This window comes from Erwinia rhapontici (assembly GCF_012271765.1).
Taxonomy (GTDB): Bacteria; Pseudomonadota; Gammaproteobacteria; order Enterobacterales; family Enterobacteriaceae; genus Erwinia; species Erwinia rhapontici.
The window spans coordinates 165,413-183,681 of record NZ_VRKO01000014.1; the positions used below are offsets into that span (position 1 = coordinate 165,413).

Genomic DNA, 18,269 nt, shown 5'->3' on the forward strand with positions numbered 1-18,269 from the left:
CTACAATTAAAAGGCTGCGTGTTCCCGCATGGAGCATGCCTCACCCCTGCAATTAACAGGCTGCGTGGTCCCGTATGGAGCATGCCTCGCCCCTACAATTAACAGGCTGCGTGTTCCCGTAGGGGTCGGGCATGCCCGACCCGATTTGCCGACATAATTACCCCTTGCTGCCGCCACTGGCCAGCCCGCCGACCAGGCTTTTTTGCAACCACAGGGCGATCAGCAACGGCGGTAATGAGGCGAGGATGCCCACGGCGGCGATCAAGCCGTCATCGGTGGCGCGTCCGGCAGTAAATCCGGCGATGGTCACTGGCAGCGTTTGTGCGTCGAGATTACTGGTAAACAACAGCGCATAGAAAAATTCATCCCACGCCAGCAGCCAGCCGAACAGCGCCGAGGCGCCCAGCACCGGTTTTGCCAGCGGCAGGGTAATACGCATCAGAACCTGCCAGAAGCGCAGGCCATCCAGGCGGGCTGCCTGCTCAATATCGCGTGGCAGGGCATCAAACTGGTTTTTCAGCATCCATGTCAGGAACGGCAGGATCAGCGAACAGTAGACCAGCACCAGACCAAGATGGGTGTTCAGCAGGCCGAGCTGTTGCAGCACAAAATAGAGCGGCAGTACAAAGGCCACGGGTGGCACCATGTAGATCGCCAGCGCCGCGAACAGCCACAGATCGCGCCCGACATAGCGCGAGAAGCTGAACGCAGCGGGAACCGCCAGCAGCAGGGAAATCAGTGTGGCAAACCCCGCGACCAGCAGGCTGTTGCCCAGCGCATGCAGAAACAGTTCGCCGGGCTGACCGGGGGTGAGCGACAGCAGCGCGCGGTAACGGCTGAAGTCCCACTGGCGCGGCAGCCACTCCAGCGGAATACGCGTCAGGTCGCTGTTGGCGCTGACGCTCATCAGAAACAGCCACAGCATTGGCCCGAGAATCGACGCTGCCAGCAGCAGCGCGGCGGCATACAGTAAAACGCGGCGCAGTTTACGTTTCATCAGCAAGACTCCTGCGGCGCTGGCGGTAGAGCATCGCCATATACAGCGCAATCAGTACGCTACACATCAGCGTCATCAGAATGGCGTAAGCCGCACCGCTACCGGCCCGCAGATAGCTGAAGGATTCCTGATAGACATAGAAACTGAGGGTTTTGGTGCTGTCGACCGGGCCGCCGCGCGTCATCACATAGATAATGTCGAACACTTTGAAGGCGTCGATGGTGCGTAGCACCAACGCCACACTCAGTGCACCGACAATGGCCGGAAAGGTGATGGCGCGAAAACGTCGCCACGCCGGCGCACCGTCCAGACGTGCAGCTTCATACAGATCTTCAGGAATCGACTGCATGGCGGCCAGCACCAGCAGTGTCACCAGCGGATAGTTTTTCCATACGTCAGCCAGCATCACCGCATTGAGGGCTGAGTCCGGGGAACCGAGCCAGCTGCGGTAGCCGTCGATAATGCCTGCCTGAGTCAGCAGCGCATTGATGCTGCCGTAATCCGGGTTGAAATTCAGTCGCCACATCATGGCGTTAACAATGGTGGGCAGCGCCCAGGGCAGGATCACCAGCACGCGCAGCACGTTGCGCCCGATAAATTTTTGGTTCAGCAGCAGCGCGACGAGTACGCCGATCACTCCCTCAAGCGCCACTGATATCATCGTGAAATAGAGCGTACGGCCAATCGCCGCACGAAAATCCGGGTCGGTCAGGGCGTAGAGGTAGTTATCCAGTCCGATGTAGCCGGTCTGTGCACCGCTGCCAATCAGCTCGGCATCGGTAAAACTGAGCCAGATAGTGCGCAGCAGTGGCCAGGCGGTTAACAGGGCCATCACAATCAGCATGGGTGCCAGAAGCACCCATGCCTGACGCTGCTCACGACGTTGCAGACTGAGCATGGCGTTCCCTTAACGCAGTCGGGCTGCGCTTTTCGTCACCGCTTCCATTGCGGATTGCGGCGTTTGCTGGCCCTGAAGGACCTGCTGCAGTTGCTGTTGCAGACTGTTCGACAGACGTGAGTAGTCGGCGGTAATCGGGCGCATCAGCATCACATCGAGGGATTTTTTCGCGGCTGCGATTAACGGCTCCTGGCCTTTCTGCACGGCGGGATCGTCGTAGGAGTCTTTCCAGACAGGCAGGCTGAGTTTGGCGTATTTATTCTGCACCGGCTGGGAGGTCAGGTAACGGATATACTGCCAGGCCTGATCCTGGTGGGCGCTGGTCTGGGTCACGCCCAATCCCATCGAACCGTTCATTGCTGCGACTTTGCCCGGTTGTTCAGAGGGGGCCGGAACAATTCCCACATCACCGGCGACCTTGCTCTGCTTCGGATCGTTGGCCATGTTGTACATATAGGTCCAGTTCAGGGCAAAGGCCGCATCGCCATTGGAAAACACCTTACGCACATCCTCTTCCAGATACTCGCGTGAGTTCGGGTTTGTGACGCCTTTATCCAGCGATTCTTTCATAAAGGTGACGGCTTTCACCGATCCGGCATCACTGAAGTTCAGCTTACCGTTCTGGTAGAACTGGCCGCCAAAGGCTGACACCAGGGTGGTGTAGTCGCACACCAGCGCTTCAGCCTGGGACCAGCTCCACACCAGCGGATATTTAACGATGCCTTTATCCTGCAAAATTTTGGACTGATCCATCACCTGCTGCCAGGTGGTCGGTGGGTTCGCAATACCTGCTTTAGCGAGCATGGCTTTGTTGTAGAAGAGGTATTTTGTATCGAGGATCCACGGCATGCCCCACAGTTTTTTGTCCCAGCTGACCGTACTCCAGGCGCCGTCGAACACCTTCGCTTTCTCATCGGCGCTGACCTGGCGGGTGATATCTTTTAGCAGGCCAAATTTGGCAAATTCTGCGGGCCACATATCGTCAAACAGCACCACATCGTAGCCATCGCTACCTGCGCCGCGTGCCGCGATAATTTTATCGTGCAGGGCTTCATAGGGCACAAATTCAAGATTAACGGTGACACCCGGATTGGCTTTTTCAAAATCGCTGGTCATGGCACGCACGTCGCTTTCGCTGTAGGCGGCCTGAGACATAAACAGGGCGTTGAGTTGGGTTTTTGCAGAGGCAGCGCCGGAGGCGCTCAGAGCAAGCAGGGTCATCAGGCAAGCGGTGGATCTCTTCATTACTTACTCTCCATTTAACCTAAAAAGGAAGCGGTCAGAACACGTTCTTATTCGCCTGGATCAATAGAATGGCTGAGCCGCACAACTTAACCGGCCCAGACATTTATTATTGTCGTAAATATTTCAAAGGTAGAACTTTATTATCAAGAACTGCTTTATAGGTCGTGCTTATTATGGTTGACGGGTTCCCCTGAGTGTTGGCAGTATCGCCGCCCCGAGCGCGCCCGCCGCGTCGCCCAGAGAAGATGGAATAATATGCTTGTTAACCGCATAGCCGCTGGCCCGCGCCAGCGCTTTCTCCATTCCTCCCTGAAACAGCGGAAACAGTGCTGCTGCGCTGCCGCTGAGAACCGTCACATCCGGTCCATACAGCGCCAGCAGGGTATTTAGCCCCCGGCCAACGATCTGGCCGTACTGATAAAGAATGCCGCTGATGCGCGGATTTTCCGCGGCCAGATGGCTTAATCTCTGACTGAGCGTGGCATCCCAGCGCAGGTCGGGAATCGCGGCGGTCAGCGCCTGCTGTAGCCAGCCGCGTGAGGCCAGCATTTCCCAGCAACCCTGCAATCCGCAGTAACACACTACCGGGTCATCGGAAACCGGGATGTGGCCCGCTTCCGGATGGCTGCCATCAATGTTGCGAAACGGGGTGCCGCCTTCCAGCATCGCTACGCCAATTCCCGTACCGAGTGTGACCATCAGCATGCGGCCGCTGCCCTGGCCTGCCCCTAAGTGAAACTCACCGAGGGCGGCGGCAACGGCATCGTTGTCGATTGCCACGGGGACACCCAGCAGTTCCCGCAACTGTGACACCAGTGGGAAGCCGGAGAAGCAGGCCAGCGTGTCCTCGTTTTCAATGATCTCATTGTTCATGTTCACCGGGCCGCTGGCACCGATGCCGAGGCTGGCTAAACGCTGCCCGGCGGGCACTAACTGACGCACTTTCTCTGCCAGTGCGCTGGCACGTTGCCAGGCGGGCAGCGTGGCGAACCACGCGGTCGGTACGGTTTCTGACGCGATTTCGCGCTGCCCGGCCAGCAAAATAATGCGTGTGCCGGTACCCCCGATATCCATGCCTGCCTGTAGAGAGAGTGCGTCAGAGGTTGTCATGTTTTCACCGTTATCTTTTGGCCGTAGAGAAATTCCCCTGGTATCCGCCCATTGCCACGCGCCAGCGTGACAGTCAGATGCTGGACCCACAGCATTGCACACAGTAAACGCGGCAGCGGTTCGGTGGGTGTGGGCAGATGCACGCTGTCGGCGTACTTCTCCGGCCCTACGCTGACCACCAGCGTCCCGTTCTGGCGCAAATCGGCTGCCAGGGTGTTCAGGGTGTTGTCGCTGCCATCACCAAACAGGAGGGCCAGCATCCCCGCGCCGGAGGTTTCCATCGGACCGTGGCGGAACTGGCCACCAATAAAACCTTCTGCGGCCACTTTGGACGCTTCTTTGGTAATCAGTGCTCCGGTTAACGCCGTAGCGGCATCGGCCCCGATACCAATCATCGCGACGCGGGGCAGGTTATGGGCCAGCAGCGCATCGCTGAGCGTTTGTGCTTCGGCGCGCTGGCGAATAATTTGCGCGATATCGGGCAGAATAGCATGCACGGTCGCCAGCAAAGGTTTCTCATTCCGCCCGGTCAGGGCGTACAACACCCGGTAACTGGCGACTAACGTGTTGAGGTAGCTTTTCGCACTGACGGTGGCTTCTGACCCGCTGTGCAGCAATACCTGAACCTGTGCCTTTTTTGCCAGTTCGCTGGCGGTATCATTGGTGATGCCAATCAGCGTTTTTGGCGGGGTGATGCTGTTCAGCAACGCCACCACTTCGCCACTCATTCCTGACTGCGATGTCAGCCACAGCAGACTGTTGGCGGTGACCAGGTTTGGCATATCGAGCAATCTGCCCGCATCAATACGCCATACCGGGTAACCGCGCTCGATCAGTTCACGTTCGATCGGGATCAGGGCGTAATCAGAGGATCCCATTCCGGCCAGCACAATACGATCGTAGTGATTGAGATCCAGTGCGCTGAGTGCCTGCGGTAGCTGGTAAGCTAACTGGTCACGCAGGGCCTCGACCTGCTGCTCAATATCTTTTTCGTAGTCGCTGAGAATCGTTGCTGACATCGATAGTGCCCTCCCGAAAGTTGTTACCGATGAGTTAAATGTAGCTGCACGAATTCGTGCAGTCAATGTGCATTATTCGCGCAATAGCACAAATATTTGCCTGTTTTTTGTCTGCTATACTGACATCAGGGCAATGTTCGTACAGTATGTGCATGAAAGTGTGCAGGTATCGCAACAGGAAGGACACATGAGCGCATCAAAAAGACGATTGCAAATAATTGAGATGATCAGGGAAAAGGGCTATCTGAACGCCGTAGAGCTGTCCGAAGTGTTCGGTGTTGATAGTTCGACTATCCGCCGCGACCTGTCGTTGCTGGAAAAAAACGGGATGGTGATGCGCACGCATGGGGGATTGCTGCCGGTATCCGGCGTGACGGAGAGCAGTCTGGATACGCCTTACAGCGTACGCCGTCAGATGAACAATCCGGCGAAAGCGGCGATTGCACGTTATGCGGCAAGCCTGGTGCAGGACGGTCAGTCGTTGATCCTGGATAACGGCTCCAGCGTCTATGAACTGGCGCTGGCGTTGCGCGATAAGCGTAATCTGACTGTGGTGACCAATGACGTCCTGACCGCCGTGGCACTGAGTGCCTGCCCGGGGATCACCATTCACGTCACCGGGGGCATGATGCTGAATGCTGTCTATACCCTGATTGGCCAGGAGACGGTGGATAAGATTAACAGTCTGCACGTCGACTGGGCGTTTCTTGGGGCGGAAGGGGTGCACTTTGACAGCGGTATCACCAATATCAACACCGTCGAAATCCCGGTGAAGAAGGCGATGATCGCGGCGGCAGAGAAAACCGTGGTGCTGGTGGACAGCAGTAAAATGGGCTATCGCGCGCTTGCACATGTGTGTCCGTTGGCGGAAATCGCGCTGATTATCACCGAGGAGTCCCCGGCCCTGAAACAGCGAACGAAATATGGGGATCGGCTGCGGGTAGTGACGCTCGCGTAGCGGCGTGGCGAGGCCCGCAGGGATGCGGTCGTTGCTTATTCGGCATGCTCAAACTGGCCTCAGACCCGAAGCCATACTGTCAGCCACTAAAATTTGTGGGGGGCTCTATGAGGTCGACCCTCACCCCGGTTATGCACTAAGCTGAACAATCCTGCCGTACACATGAGCCTGCTTTATGCTTTATCGCCGTTTTGAAAGGATGATCAACATCTTCAGGGATGCCCCGGCCGACACGCCACCCAACAACCTCTGGGCATTCTATCTGTTCTATCTGCGTCAGGTGTGGCCGTGCTTCGCGCTGTTACTGGTGATTGGACTGGTAGCCTCACTGATCGAAGTAGCGCTGTTCCGCTATCTCAGCCGTATCATCGACCTGGTGAATAGCAGCCCCGCCGCCACCTTCTTTAGCGACCACGGCAGCGAACTGCTGTGGATGGTGGTGGTGGCGCTGATCTTCAGGCCACTGTTTATTGGCCTGCACGACCTGTTGGTGCACCAGACCATCAACCCCGGCATGACCAGCATGATCCGCTGGCAGCATCATAACTACGTGCTGCGTCAGAGCCTGAACTTCTTCCAGAATGATTTCGCCGGACGTATCGCCCAGCGCATTATGCAGACGGGCAACGCGCTGCGCGACTCTGCGGTGCAGGCGGTCGATGCCCTGTGGCACGTGCTGATTTACGCCGTCACCACGCTGGTGCTCTTTGCCGAAGCAGACTGGCGGCTGACCATCCCGCTGTTGATCTGGATTGTCGGTTACGTGTTGTGCCTACGCTACTTTGTGCCGCGCGTCAAAGCCCGTTCGGTGGCGTCGAGCGATTCCCGTTCCCGTCTGATGGGCTGCATTGTTGACGGTTACACCAATATCACCACCCTGAAGCTGTTTGCCCACAGCGATCTGGAGCGTCAGTACGCCCGCGAGGCGATTGGCGACCAGACGGTAAAAACCCGCAGCCAGGGACGTATGGTCACCGGCATGGATGTGGTGATCACTACGCTGAATGGTCTGCTGATTATCAGCACTACCGGGCTGGCGCTGTGGCTGTGGACGCAGTCACTGTTAAGCGTTGGGGCGATTGCGCTGGCTACCGGGCTGGTAATCCGCATCGTCAACATGTCCGGCTGGATTATGTGGGTGGTGAACGGCATCTTTGAAAATATCGGGATGGTGCAGGATGGCCTGCAAACCATTGCCCAGCCCGTCAAAGTCAGTGATAAAGACCAGGCTTCGGCGCTGCGGGTGCAGCAGGGCGAAATCCAGTTTGAGGCTATCCGCTTTAACTACGGCGGCGAACGCACGGTGATTAATGACCTGCAGCTGACCATCCGGCCCGGTGAAAAAATCGGCCTGATTGGCCCCTCCGGCGCGGGAAAATCCACGCTGGTGAATCTGCTGCTGCGGTTGTATGACCTGAACGGTGGCCGCATCCTGATAGATGGTCAGAACATTGCCGATGTCACTCAGGAGAGCCTGCGTGCACAGATTGGGATGATCACCCAGGATACCTCCCTGCTGCACCGTTCGATTCGCGAGAACCTGCTGTACGGTCGGCCGGATGCCAGCGAAGAGGCGTTAACGCGCGCTATTCATCAGGCGAAAGCCGATGAATTTATTCCCCTGCTGTCCGATCCGCAGGGCCGCACCGGGCTGGATGCCCAGGTGGGTGAACGCGGCGTGAAGTTGTCCGGTGGGCAGCGCCAGCGTATTGCGATTGCCCGCGTACTGCTGAAGGATGCGCCGATTCTGATTATGGACGAAGCCACTTCCGCGCTGGATTCCGAAGTGGAAGCGGCGATTCAGGAGAGCCTGGAGACGTTGATGGGAGAGAAAACCGTGATTGCGATTGCCCACCGGCTATCGACCATCGCCCGTATGGATAGGCTGGTGGTGCTGGAGCAGGGCCGGATTGCCGAAATTGGCAGCCACAGCGAACTGCTGGCAAAAGGCGGCCTGTATGCGCGCCTGTGGCGCCACCAGACCGGCGGATTTGTCGGCGAAGGATGATGGTCATGCCCGACGGGTATCACTGCCCGTCGGGCTGCCGCCACGGTAGCGAGGCTTTGGCTTCCTCTGCCCAGTTGCGCACGCCTTCACGCTCCTGATGCAGGAAATCGGCGACCGCATCGTGCAGCCCAGCGTGGCGCAGCAGGTGCCAGGATTCTGTCAGCACCGGTTCGAAACCACGAATCAGCTTATGTTCACCCTGAGCACCGGCATCAAAACGCTGCAGCCCGTGCTCAATGGCGTACTCCATCCCCTGATAGAAGCAGGTTTCAAAATGCAGGCGGTTGAACTCTTCCAGGCAACCCCAGTAGCGGCCGTAGAAGGTGTTGCCATCCACCAGACTGAACGCCATGGCCACCGGCTCTCCGTGCTGGCTGGCGATCACCACGCGAATCGCTTCCGGCATGCGCTCGGCCAACAGGCTGAAAAACAGGCGCGGCAGGTAAGGCTGACGGCCGCGCACGCGGTAGGTATTGGCGTAACAGGCGTAAACAAAATCCCACTGCGCCTCCGTCACCTCTGCGCCCTGATACCAGACAAACTCCACGCCCTGGCTGGCAACCAGCTCGCGCTCTTTGCGCAGCTGTTTGCGCTTGCGCGAGGTGAGGAGGTCGAGAAAATCCTGGAAATCGCGAAAACCCCGGTTGTGCCAGTGATACTGGCAGCCGAGGCGCGGCAGCCAGCGCGGATCCTGCTCCAGCCCCTGGTGAATACGCTCATCGCTGAAATTAATATGGCCGCTGAAGAGCTGCCGTTCGGCCAGAAACGCAGGTAAGGCCTGTAACAGCTGCGCGGCCTGGCGATCGCTCCCAAGCAGTCGTGCGCCGCTGACCGGACTGAATGGCACCGCCGACAGCCACTTCGGATAATAAGGAATCCCTGCCCGCTCGCTGGCCTCTGCCCAGGCGTGATCGAAAACGTATTCTCCCATCGAATGATTTTTCGCGTAGCCAGGCATGGCCGCACGCGGCGTTCCCTCTTCCATCCACAGCAAATGCTGCGGCAGCCAGCCCGAAGCGCGGCTGACCGCACCGCTCTCTTCCAGAGTGGAGAGAAAAGCATGACGTAAAAAAGGCTGAGAGTTGGGGGCCAGGGCATCCCACTGACTGGCCGGAATATCGGCCAGTTGCGTCAGGACAGTCAGGGACATCGGCGTGCTCCGCATTTACCACAGGGAAAGCGCTACGTTGACGGCTTTTTGCGCCGGGATCAATCCGTTATTCCACGAGGGTGATGTAAAGAAGCCTCGTTCTCATTCTCATTATCATCTGGCTTTGCTATTCTTGCCGACCTTATGTGCGTTATCACACGTGCGCGGCTTTCAGGTTTACAAGGCGGGTTTATGGCGAGTGTTCAGGGTTATCGCTTGTTTAATGTAGTGCTGGCGCGTAAGCAGGTACTTTCTCCTTCGATGCTGTGCTGCGTATTCAGCGGTGATGACGTGCGTCAGATGAAAATGGATGCACCGGATCAGCGGATAAAACTGCTGTTTCCTTCCCTCAACGGCACGCCCTCAACGTTGACCGATGAGGGTGATAAAACCTGGTGGGAAACAGCCCGCGCGATGCCGCAGGATATCCGTCCGATTGCCCGTACCTATACCCTTCGTCACGTCAATGCTGATGCCGGAGAAGTAGAAGTCGAGTTTGTGATGCACGGTACCGAAGGCCCGGCTTCGGCCTGGGCGCTGAATGCTGAGCCGGGTGCAGCGCTGCAAATGGTGGCACCAAATCGCGCCTGCCCGACCAGCAGCGGTGGCTACGAGTGGGACCCGCACCCTGACGTGGAGCGCGCGCTGGTCGTTGCAGATGAAACGGCACTCCCGGCGGCGAAAGCGATCCTTGAACAGCTGGCTGGCTGGAGCAACCCGCCGCAGTTACAGATGTTCCTGGAAATGCCGAAACGCGGCGACTGTGTTGATCTCAGCCACTATACTTTTGCCGACATCCACTGGCTGCCGCGTGAAGAAACCGGTGCCTCTCATGGTGAAGCGTTACTGCAGGCGGTGCAGCAGCGGGTGATGCTGCCGGAAAGTGCGTTGGTGCGCGGTGAGCTGCATGAAGAGAAGGATGGCGATATCCTCTGGGACCGTGCCGATAGCGGAGATAAACGCTTTCATGGCTGGGTTGCTGCCGAGTCCAGCGCCGTTAAACAACTGCGCCGCTATCTGATTGGTGAGCGCGGCCTGTCGCCGGAGTGCATCAGTTTTATGGCCTACTGGAGCCGTGGCCCGCGCCGCAACGACTAACCCTCTGTTACCGGCGGACCATCAGCAATGGGCTGACGTTTTTCAGCAGGTTATAGAACCAGGTTTTGGCAGTGATATCCCCGATCTCGGTGTGCCCGTACAGGTACACCTCAAGATTCGGTAGCTCAAACGGCAGTTCGATGATGCGCCCGTTGCCTCGTGCGACATAGATTTTCGCCGCGCTGGAGGGCAGCGTCACCAGCAGTTCGCTGGAGGCAATCAGCTCGCCCAGCGCCGCAAAGTGCGGGACTTCCAGTGCAATGCGGCGCTCATAGCCATACTCTTTTATCCGCTCTTCCACCATATAATGCCCGCTGATGGTCGACACAATAATGTGTTGTTCCTCCAGGTAGGCATCCAGCGTCAGGGTGTCGCCAATGCGCGGGTGCTGGTCGTTCAACAGGCAGACATAACACTCGTCCATAATCCGGTCACGCTGCGCCAGCGAAATACTCTCGTTACGGCTGCACAGCGCGGCATCGACCTTTCCGGTCAGCAACCATTCATCCAGTTTTCGCATCTCTACCGGGATCACCTCCAGCTGCACGTTAGGGGCAACGGCGCGCAGATGTTTCACCAGACCGGGTAGCAACAGCAGTTCGCCAAGGTCAGAGAGGGCGAGACGAAATTTGTGAAAGGATGTGTCCGGAGAGAAGCTGCGGGTGTCTGCCACCGCCTTCTCAATGCCACTGAGAGACTTTTTAAAAACCGTATAGAGCTGACTGGCGGTGGGAGTCGGTTGCATCCCTTTACGGCTGCGTTTAAACAGCTCGTTACCCGTCGCAACCCGCAGCCGGGCTAGGGCATAGCTGGCAGAGGGCTGAGTAATGAACAAACGTTCGGCAGCCCCGCTGACACTTTGGGTTTCATAAATAGCGATAAATACCCGCACCAGGTTGAGATCCATGTTAGCTGGCATATAGCCCTTATCTATTATCAAAGATTTATATTATCTATTTGAACTATTTTAAGCGGTCTAATACCATCCCTTCCACGTTTTTTTGATATGTTCTCCCTTTTTTTTCATATCGTAATTACTTCAATAAAATCAAAATAATAAATAACTTCCTTGTTCTTTTAAGGCAGGAGTGGGCGTCATGCGCCCGTCATCGCGGAGCTAAAAATGAAAAATGAAATCGTGGACGTTATCGTCGACTGGATCGACGATCACTTAGAAGAAGGCCTCAATATTGAAGCCGTGGCGGCAAAATCTGGCTATTCGAAGTGGCACCTGCAACGTGCGTTTAAAGAGCAAAGGGGCATCACCCTGGCGACGTTTATTCGCAGCCGCCGTCTTGATCAGGCTGCACGCTGCCTGGTCAGTTCGACCAAAAGCATTATGGCGATCTCGATGGACCTCGGTTTCTCTTCCCAGCAGTGCTTCCAGCGGGTGTTTAAAAAGCACTTCAATGTTACCCCGCGCGATTACCGCATTCAGTTCCGTCAATATCATTAAGTCCGGAGGACCCGTGCGCCAGTTGACTAAAATGGCCGCCGTGCTGGCGGTGCTGTCTCTTCATCCTTTCACCCAGGCCTTTGCGGCAAGTCAGCCACAGCTTACGATGCAGACCGACAGCGGTCAGGGCAGCCCGTTCGGCTATGAGCGCCAGATGAAAAAGATGATGCGCCCGATTAACGATTTGCTGCCACAGGGCAGTAATGAAGAGGCGCTGCCGGTCCGGGAATAATATAGGATCTGTGCGGATTTATCAGCACAGGGCTGGATGTCTGAAGAGTAGTCAGTTAGATTTGTAAGAACTAATCTTACAGAGCGGAATGCAATGGCCAGAACCATGACAGTGGATTTAGGTGACGAGCTGCGCGGGTATGTTGAATCTCTGATTGAATCGGGTGATTACAGAACGCAAAGTGAAGTGATTCGTGAGTCGTTACGATTGCTCAGAGAGCAACAGGCACAATCGAAACTTGCGCAATTAAGATTGCTCCTCGCCGAGGGATTAGAGAGTGGCGTTCCGCAGGAGTGGGATCGCAATGCCTTTATCAGGGAAGTGAAGGGAAAACGCCATGACTCAGGGAAAACGGATTAAGCTCACGCCCAAAGCGCGGGACGATCTCAAAGATATCTTTAGCTATGGCGTGAGTCACTATGGAGAGGTAGCCGCTGATGCTTATATTGATCGTATTTTCACTGCACTGGATATGCTAAAGCACCATGAAATTGGTCAGCGGCGTGCAGAAGTTGGCGAAAATATGTTCTCTTTAGTGGCGGCAGAACATCTTCTTTTTTTCAGACCAGAATACGAAGATATTCTGGTTGTCAGAGTGTTGCATCATTCACGGGATGTAAAGCGACAACAACATTGGTTCTGATTCTTGCCCCTTCATTGATGTTCTCAACGTAAAGTCGCTTAAATTCCGTTGTTTTAAGCGCGCATGCCTTGAAAAAGTCTATCAGCCATCGGGTATACTGTTCGCCCTGTTGAATTGTGAACTGGATGCTATGGAACGTTTCGTCGAAAACCTGATTTACTCTGCGCGCTGGCTGCTGGCACCGATTTACCTCGGGCTGTCGCTGGGGTTAGTGGCGCTGGCCATTAAGTTTTTCCAGGAGCTGATCCATCTGCTGCCACACGTGCTTGAGATGTCGGAAAATGACATGGTGCTGGTGCTGCTTTCGATGATCGACATGACGCTGGTTGGTGGTCTGCTGGTGATGGTGATGCTCTCCGGCTACGAAAACTTTGTGTCTAAGCTGGATATTGATGAGAACAGAGAGAAGCTTAACTGGCTGGGCAAGATGGATTCGGGGTCGCTGAAAAATAAGGTTGCGGCATCGATTGTGGCCATCTCCTCTATCCATCTGCTGCGGGTGTTTATGGATGCGAAGAATATCCCGGATAACAAGCTACTGTGGTACGTGATTATTCATCTGACGTTTGTGCTGTCGGCGTTTGTGATGGGGTATCTGGATAGCATGTCGAAGAAAGAGAAGATTTAAGCTCAGGCGTAAAACGTTTTGTTTCCCGCTCTGCGGGCTGACCCTTTTTCCGGTCGGCCCGCAACATCGATACCACCGTTATGACTTAACCTGAACCCGCCGTCTTGCTACACCGTACCCCACCACTAACAATGCCCCAATGGTCCCGGCAATCCAGTGCAGATGCGGGATCGCAGCGGTATAACGCAGCAGTGCCGGGTCAGTGACCAGCATACTGCCCGCAATCCAGCCAATCAGTGCTCCGCCGAGCGTGACGATAAACGGGAAGCGCGTCAGCAGCGTCAGTACCAGTTTGCTGCCCATGACAATAATCGGAATACTGATCAACACCCCGAACGACACCAGCCAGACGTTGCCTTTACCCGCTGCGGCCACGGCCAGCACGTTATCCAGCGACATCACCACATCGGCCAGCGTAATGGTCAGCACGGTTTTCCACAGACGGTTATCGCCATTGATGTTGGCTTCTTCCTCTTCACTGCCGACCAGCTTAAAGCCAATCCACAGCAACAGCAGGCCACCGACGATCTTCAGCCACGGCAGCGCCAGCAGGTGAACGGCAATAATCAGCAGCACAACGCGGGCAACAATCGCCCCGAGCGTGCCGAGAATAATCGCTTTTTTCTGCATGTGCGGCGGCAGTTTACGGCAGGCGAGGGCGATAACGACGGCGTTATCGCCACCCAGTAACAGATCAATTAATACGATTTGTAGCAGGATAACGGCAAAATCAAGATGTTCGAACCACATAAGCACTCAGTCAACACAGCGAAAGGGTCACCGCAGTGACCGAAGCGATCAGCGGCGAAACTCGTCAGCACTGATCTGATATTTCTTCAGTTTATTATATAACCCGGCGCGTGACAGCCCCATTAACTGAGCTGCCTGGCGCAGATTGCCGTTCAGTGCATCCAGCGTGCTAATAATATGCGCGCGCTCATTCACATCAAGCCGAGCTGCCTGCTGCGGCTCCGCAGGATGAACCGCAGGGGGAGAGGACGTGCGCCGGATGACTTCATCGGGCAGATCCGGCACATCAATAAACAGTCCGTCGTTCATATTGATCACCCGTTCAACAATGTTCTCCAGCTCACGGACGTTACCCGGCCAGTGGTAGTGGCTTAAAGCGTCCATTGCCCCGGCGGTAAACTGCACGTTGATCTTTTTCAGCTGGGTGCAGACTTTTTCGCGGAACCACTCGGTGAGCGCCGGAATATCGCTGCTGCGTTCGCGCAGGGCGGGAATGGGAATAGAAATCACGTTCAGGCGGTAGTAGAGGTCGCGGCGAAACGCGCCGGTTTCCACTGCCCGGATCAGATTGCAGTTGGTGGCAGCGATAATACGGACATTGACTTTCACCGGCTGCGACGCGCCAATGCGCACCACTTCACTCTCCTGCAATACGCGCAGCAGGCTGGTCTGCGCTTCCAGCGGCATATCGCCAATTTCATCAAGAAACAGCGTCCCGCCTTCTGCCAGTTCGAACTTACCTGCGGCACCGCCGCGCCGCGATCCGGTAAACGCACCGTCCATATAACCAAACAGCTCACTCTGTACCAGATCGCGCGGCAGCGCACCGCAGTTAACAGCAATAAAAGGCTCGCCGCAACGCAGGCTGCCGTTATGGATCGCCTGAGCAAACAGCTCCTTGCCGGTGCCGCTCTCTCCGGTGAGTAACACGGTGCTGTCGCTGCGACAGCAGCTACGGGCTTTATCCATCGCGACCTGCAAAGCCGGTGCGCTGCCGCACAGCATATCAAAGGTATAGCTGGCGCTCGCCCCCATCACCCGGCGGGTAATGGCGCGGATACGCTGATTCTCTCGCAGGGCGATAATCTTACCGCCGCCTGGCGCGGGCATCACCGATACCAGGCAGCAGACGCGCTGATTCTCGGCAGGGCTGAAGACGATTTCGCGGTCGTTGCAGAAGGTCATGGTCGCCAGGCGCGTATGTTCCGGGTTCAGTACCGCATCCACTTGATGGCCGGCGCGTGCCAGTCCGTGGAAGATCTGTCGGGCATAGCGGTTGATGGTTTTGATCACCCCTGAGCGATCGAGCACGATCACCCCTTCGTTCAGCGTTTCGAGGATCGACTTCTGCTCCGCCAGCAACGCACGCAGGATCAGCTGCTGGCCGATCGCTTCGGCGGCCGCCTGCACGGTACCGAGAGTATGGTAGTGGAAATTGTCCTGGCTGGCGGTCAGCGTCAGTACGCCGATCATCCGTCCCTCAGCATCGCGGATGGGCGCGGCAGCACATTGCAGATGGCGCTCACGCAAGGCCGCTTTCCAGTTTTCACCGTTGAGCATATACACCAGCCGCTGCTGTTTCAGGCAGCGCGCGGTACAGTTGGTGCCCATCTCTGATTCGGTCAGGATGCTGCCTATCGGGGTCAGATCGCGACCGCAGCAGGAGAGCGTAACCCCCTGCGCATTGGTCAGATTAATGTGGCCGTCCGGGTTATAGGCCAGCAGATTTTCCATAATGCTGCCCGCCACCTCAATCAGCTCGGCATTGTCGGCCAGAATCTGTTTGACCCGTTCCTCGGGTGGGAAGGTGTAAGCAAAATACGCAGGATCGATCCCGGCAGCACGGCTGCTTTTCCATGAACTGAGGACATCCGGGCGGACAAACTCCGGCTCGCGCCCGGCATCAAAATCCCGCCTCGCCTGTTCCAGCAGGCTGTCCCAGCGGCTGGCTTCACTGCCCGCAGGCAGGCTTAGTTGTCCATCACACTCTGCGTTGATCGCACCGGCTAACGTCGGTTGATTCATTTTGCTTCCCTCCCACTAATGGAATGTCCATTTTATAGACATGTTAAGTTGACATGTTTTTTTTGTGTGCATTTTGTGATCGCGACAGGAAGAGAAAGGCGCGCCCTGCAGTGTTCCGCACTCTGGCATAGGGTTTGCTTATGTCTGTTTAACGACAAAAAAACAGTCAGCCAGCCACCTGAAGGGGAACAAGATGTCAGTAACAAAACAGATCGTGCGTGTGGGGTTAATCGGAGCAGGGCGCATGGGGAGCTTCCATGCGACCTCGTTGGCGCAAAAGGTTCCGGGGGCGGTGCTGGCCGCGGTGGCCGATCCCGTGCCGGGAGCTGCGCAGCGTCTGGCGGAGAAGCTGGGTGCGGGCAAATATTATAGCGAGCCCCAGTTGATGCTCGACGATCCTGACATTGATGCGGTGCTGATCGCGACACCGGCACGGACGCATGCAGAGCTGGTGGCCGCGGCTGCCCGGGCCGGGAAACATGTTTTCTGTGAAAAACCGATGGCCATCACGCTCGAAGAGGCTGACCACGCGATTGCTGCCGCGAAAACAGCGGGCGTGGTGTTGCAGGTGGGCTTTAACCGCCGTTTTGCTAACGGCTTCGCCGCCGCGCTGGACGCAATCAAAAAGGGTGAGATCGGCACGCCGCAGCTGATCCGTTCCCTGACCCGCGACCCTTCTCCATTGCGTGACCCGAGCGGCATCCCGCCGTGGACTATCTATCTGGAAACGCTGATCCACGATTTTGACACGCTGCTGCACTGCAACCCCGGCGCGAAACCGGTGGAAGTGTATGCCATTGCTGACGCGCTGGTGCGCCCGGACTTCAAAGACAAAGGGCTGCTGGATACCTCGGTGGTGACCATTCGTTTCGATAACGGCGCGATTGCCGTCGCGGATGCCAGTTTTGAAGCTGTCTATGGTTATGACGTACGTGCGGAAGTCTTCGGCAGTAACGGCATGTTCCAGATGGGCAATATTAACGTCAATAACTGTGTGCGCTACGGCGCTGCCGGAATTGCCATTGAGACCTCCCGTCAGGATACCGACCTGCTGGCCGATGCCTACATTGCCGAACTGACCGAGTTTGTCCGCTGTGCCGCCAGCGGTCAAATCCCACGCGCCACCGGCGAAGATGCGCGTAATGCGCTGGAAATCGCACTGGCCTGTATTGCCTCTGTTCAGCAGGGCAAACCGATTCAATTACGAGGATAACAACGATGTCGGATTATCGTCTTTCGGTCTCAGCCGAAATGGTTTTTCTGGATTTACCCTTTATCGAACGTGTGAAGCGTATTCATCAGCTGGGTTTTGGCGTTGAAATCTGGCACTGGAACAATAAAGACATCGATGCGCTGGTTGCAACGGGGGCGAGTTTTACCTCCATGACCGGCTACCTGACCGGCAATCTGACGGACGATGACGAGATCGCCAACCTGTTAAGCAGCGCCGAAGAGTCGCTGGCCGTGGCAGCACGTCTTAATTGCCCGAGCCTGAACCTGCACGGCACCGGCCTGGATAATCAGGGGCTGCCCGTCAAGCCCGTGGAGATTGTCACTGGCCCGATGTGGATAAAAGCCGTGCGTACGCTGGAAAAATTAGCCGCATTGGGTGAGAAAGCCGGGCGCGTATTTACTCTGGAAAATCTCAACCTTGCCGTTGACCATCCGGGCACGCCGTTTGCCAAAGCCGCCGATACGCTGGCGCTGGTGGAGGCGGTAAACAGCCCGTATCTGAAAATGAATCTTGACCTGTACCACGCGCAGATCGGCGAAGGCAATCTGATCGAACTGGTGCAGCGCAGTGGCGATGCGATTGGTGAAATCCAGGTCGCTGACGTACCGGGCCGCTGTGAGCCGGGGACAGGTGAGATTAACTACCGTGCAGTGGCGAAAGCCCTGCGGGCCATGAATTATCGGGGGGTCATTGCACTTGAAGGCTGGGCGTCAGGGGACAGCGAAGCGGCCCTGGCAAGCTTTAAAGCGCACTTTGATTAATTAAACATGATGCGGCCAGCCCTGGCCGCTTTTTTTCAGGAGGACCTGCACCGTTCA

The 18,269-nt window shown here is 56.5% G+C and carries 19 protein-coding genes; 10 read left to right on the top strand and 9 right to left on the bottom strand.

Going from position 1 to position 18,269, the window contains the following annotated elements; translation table 11 throughout:
• Window positions 1–157 precede the first annotated feature (157 nt).
• The 5 genes from FVB43_RS14400 to FVB43_RS14420 form a co-directional block, all read right to left on the bottom strand.
• Window positions 158–997 carry a carbohydrate ABC transporter permease gene (locus FVB43_RS14400; protein ID WP_133844458.1) on the bottom strand — a complete coding sequence of 280 codons (840 nt, stop codon included), beginning with the start codon at window positions 995–997 and terminating at the stop codon, window positions 158–160.
• Entirely contained in the window at window positions 987–1,895 is a 909-nt protein-coding gene (locus FVB43_RS14405; RefSeq protein WP_133844456.1) for a carbohydrate ABC transporter permease, read from the bottom strand. Before FVB43_RS14405 ends, FVB43_RS14400 begins: the two co-directional genes overlap by 11 nt.
• Before the next feature lie 9 nt (window positions 1,896–1,904).
• Entirely contained in the window at window positions 1,905–3,140 is a 1,236-nt protein-coding gene (locus FVB43_RS14410; RefSeq protein ID WP_133844454.1) for an extracellular solute-binding protein, read from the bottom strand.
• A 171-nt stretch (window positions 3,141–3,311) separates the two neighbouring features.
• Window positions 3,312–4,250: an ROK family protein gene (locus FVB43_RS14415; protein ID WP_159337718.1), complete on the bottom strand. Its 939-nt coding sequence runs from the start codon at window positions 4,248–4,250 to the stop codon at window positions 3,312–3,314.
• Complete coding sequence (locus tag FVB43_RS14420) at window positions 4,247–5,269, bottom strand: SIS domain-containing protein (RefSeq protein WP_133844450.1); 1,023 nt, start codon at window positions 5,267–5,269, stop codon at window positions 4,247–4,249. The genes FVB43_RS14415 and FVB43_RS14420 overlap by 4 nt, the downstream gene beginning before the upstream one ends.
• Before the next feature lie 187 nt (window positions 5,270–5,456).
• Between FVB43_RS14420 and FVB43_RS14425 the strand changes: the two genes are divergently transcribed.
• Together FVB43_RS14425 and FVB43_RS14430 are read left to right on the top strand one after the other, a co-directional pair.
• Complete coding sequence (locus FVB43_RS14425; protein WP_133844448.1) at window positions 5,457–6,227, top strand: DeoR/GlpR family DNA-binding transcription regulator; 771 nt, start codon at window positions 5,457–5,459, stop codon at window positions 6,225–6,227.
• Between the two features lie 175 nt (window positions 6,228–6,402).
• A complete protein-coding gene (locus FVB43_RS14430) occupies window positions 6,403–8,235 on the top strand; it encodes an ABC transporter ATP-binding protein (protein ID WP_167864217.1) in 1,833 nt (610 codons plus the stop codon).
• 19 nt (window positions 8,236–8,254) lie between these two features.
• Here the strand turns inward: FVB43_RS14430 and FVB43_RS14435 are convergent, their stop codons facing one another.
• Entirely contained in the window at window positions 8,255–9,385 is a 1,131-nt protein-coding gene (locus FVB43_RS14435) for a GNAT family N-acetyltransferase (RefSeq protein WP_159337723.1), read from the bottom strand.
• A gap of 192 nt (window positions 9,386–9,577) precedes the next feature.
• On the opposite strand from FVB43_RS14435, the gene FVB43_RS14440 reads away from it, so the two are divergent.
• Window positions 9,578–10,483, top strand: a complete 906-nt coding sequence (locus FVB43_RS14440; protein ID WP_159337725.1) for a siderophore-interacting protein — start codon at window positions 9,578–9,580, stop codon at window positions 10,481–10,483.
• 7 nt (window positions 10,484–10,490) lie between these two features.
• Here FVB43_RS14440 and FVB43_RS14445 read toward each other — a convergent pair whose 3' ends face one another.
• Window positions 10,491–11,402 (bottom strand): LysR family transcriptional regulator, encoded by a 912-nt coding sequence (locus tag FVB43_RS14445; RefSeq protein ID WP_133844438.1) that lies wholly within the window; start codon window positions 11,400–11,402, stop codon window positions 10,491–10,493.
• A 204-nt stretch (window positions 11,403–11,606) separates the two neighbouring features.
• Here FVB43_RS14445 and FVB43_RS14450 point away from each other — a divergent pair, with 204 nt between their 5' ends.
• The 5 genes from FVB43_RS14450 (at window position 11,607) to FVB43_RS14470 (ending at window position 13,442) form a co-directional block, all read left to right on the top strand.
• Window positions 11,607–11,939 (top strand): helix-turn-helix domain-containing protein, encoded by a 333-nt coding sequence (locus FVB43_RS14450; protein WP_133844436.1) that lies wholly within the window; start codon window positions 11,607–11,609, stop codon window positions 11,937–11,939.
• Between the two features lie 13 nt (window positions 11,940–11,952).
• On the top strand, window positions 11,953–12,171 hold the full coding sequence (locus FVB43_RS14455; protein ID WP_133844434.1) for a hypothetical protein: 219 nt from the start codon (window positions 11,953–11,955) through the stop codon (window positions 12,169–12,171).
• Window positions 12,172–12,264: 93 nt separating this feature from the next.
• Window positions 12,265–12,531, top strand: coding sequence for a type II toxin-antitoxin system ParD family antitoxin (locus FVB43_RS14460; protein WP_133844432.1), 267 nt, complete (start codon window positions 12,265–12,267; stop codon window positions 12,529–12,531).
• Window positions 12,509–12,814 (top strand): type II toxin-antitoxin system RelE/ParE family toxin, encoded by a 306-nt coding sequence (locus FVB43_RS14465; protein WP_133844430.1) that lies wholly within the window; start codon window positions 12,509–12,511, stop codon window positions 12,812–12,814. The genes FVB43_RS14460 and FVB43_RS14465 overlap by 23 nt, the downstream gene beginning before the upstream one ends.
• Before the next feature lie 130 nt (window positions 12,815–12,944).
• A complete protein-coding gene (locus FVB43_RS14470) occupies window positions 12,945–13,442 on the top strand; it encodes a TIGR00645 family protein (RefSeq protein WP_133844428.1) in 498 nt (165 codons plus the stop codon).
• Window positions 13,443–13,520: 78 nt separating this feature from the next.
• Here FVB43_RS14470 and FVB43_RS14475 read toward each other — a convergent pair whose 3' ends face one another.
• Window positions 13,521–14,192, bottom strand: coding sequence for a TerC family protein (locus FVB43_RS14475; protein ID WP_133844426.1), 672 nt, complete (start codon window positions 14,190–14,192; stop codon window positions 13,521–13,523).
• 48 nt (window positions 14,193–14,240) lie between these two features.
• Complete coding sequence (locus FVB43_RS14480; protein ID WP_167864218.1) at window positions 14,241–16,217, bottom strand: sigma-54-dependent Fis family transcriptional regulator; 1,977 nt, start codon at window positions 16,215–16,217, stop codon at window positions 14,241–14,243.
• A gap of 193 nt (window positions 16,218–16,410) precedes the next feature.
• On the opposite strand from FVB43_RS14480, the gene FVB43_RS14485 reads away from it, so the two are divergent.
• Together FVB43_RS14485 and FVB43_RS14490 are read left to right on the top strand one after the other, a co-directional pair.
• On the top strand, window positions 16,411–17,430 hold the full coding sequence (locus FVB43_RS14485; protein WP_159337729.1) for a Gfo/Idh/MocA family oxidoreductase: 1,020 nt from the start codon (window positions 16,411–16,413) through the stop codon (window positions 17,428–17,430).
• A 5-nt stretch (window positions 17,431–17,435) separates the two neighbouring features.
• Window positions 17,436–18,212 (top strand): TIM barrel protein, encoded by a 777-nt coding sequence (locus tag FVB43_RS14490; protein WP_159337732.1) that lies wholly within the window; start codon window positions 17,436–17,438, stop codon window positions 18,210–18,212.
• Window positions 18,213–18,269 lie beyond the last annotated feature (57 nt).

What these genes read in the sequence shown, in the direction of transcription:
- FVB43_RS14400 (WP_133844458.1), bottom strand. Translation starts at nt 997, where the DNA reads ATGAAACGTAAACTGCGCCGCGTTTTACTGTATGCCGCCGCGCTGCTG.
- FVB43_RS14405 (WP_133844456.1), bottom strand. Translation starts at nt 1,895, where the DNA reads ATGCTCAGTCTGCAACGTCGTGAGCAGCGTCAGGCATGGGTGCTTCTG.
- FVB43_RS14410 (WP_133844454.1), bottom strand. Translation starts at nt 3,140, where the DNA reads ATGAAGAGATCCACCGCTTGCCTGATGACCCTGCTTGCTCTGAGCGCC.
- FVB43_RS14415 (WP_159337718.1), bottom strand. Translation starts at nt 4,250, where the DNA reads ATGACAACCTCTGACGCACTCTCTCTACAGGCAGGCATGGATATCGGG.
- FVB43_RS14420 (WP_133844450.1), bottom strand. Translation starts at nt 5,269, where the DNA reads ATGTCAGCAACGATTCTCAGCGACTACGAAAAAGATATTGAGCAGCAG.
- FVB43_RS14425 (WP_133844448.1), top strand. Translation starts at nt 5,457, where the DNA reads ATGAGCGCATCAAAAAGACGATTGCAAATAATTGAGATGATCAGGGAA.
- FVB43_RS14430 (WP_167864217.1), top strand. Translation starts at nt 6,403, where the DNA reads ATGCTTTATCGCCGTTTTGAAAGGATGATCAACATCTTCAGGGATGCC.
- FVB43_RS14435 (WP_159337723.1), bottom strand. Translation starts at nt 9,385, where the DNA reads ATGTCCCTGACTGTCCTGACGCAACTGGCCGATATTCCGGCCAGTCAG.
- FVB43_RS14440 (WP_159337725.1), top strand. Translation starts at nt 9,578, where the DNA reads ATGGCGAGTGTTCAGGGTTATCGCTTGTTTAATGTAGTGCTGGCGCGT.
- FVB43_RS14445 (WP_133844438.1), bottom strand. Translation starts at nt 11,402, where the DNA reads ATGCCAGCTAACATGGATCTCAACCTGGTGCGGGTATTTATCGCTATT.
- FVB43_RS14450 (WP_133844436.1), top strand. Translation starts at nt 11,607, where the DNA reads ATGAAAAATGAAATCGTGGACGTTATCGTCGACTGGATCGACGATCAC.
- FVB43_RS14460 (WP_133844432.1), top strand. Translation starts at nt 12,265, where the DNA reads ATGGCCAGAACCATGACAGTGGATTTAGGTGACGAGCTGCGCGGGTAT.
- FVB43_RS14465 (WP_133844430.1), top strand. Translation starts at nt 12,509, where the DNA reads ATGACTCAGGGAAAACGGATTAAGCTCACGCCCAAAGCGCGGGACGAT.
- FVB43_RS14470 (WP_133844428.1), top strand. Translation starts at nt 12,945, where the DNA reads ATGGAACGTTTCGTCGAAAACCTGATTTACTCTGCGCGCTGGCTGCTG.
- FVB43_RS14475 (WP_133844426.1), bottom strand. Translation starts at nt 14,192, where the DNA reads ATGTGGTTCGAACATCTTGATTTTGCCGTTATCCTGCTACAAATCGTA.
- FVB43_RS14480 (WP_167864218.1), bottom strand. Translation starts at nt 16,217, where the DNA reads ATGAATCAACCGACGTTAGCCGGTGCGATCAACGCAGAGTGTGATGGA.
- FVB43_RS14485 (WP_159337729.1), top strand. Translation starts at nt 16,411, where the DNA reads ATGTCAGTAACAAAACAGATCGTGCGTGTGGGGTTAATCGGAGCAGGG.
- FVB43_RS14490 (WP_159337732.1), top strand. Translation starts at nt 17,436, where the DNA reads ATGTCGGATTATCGTCTTTCGGTCTCAGCCGAAATGGTTTTTCTGGAT.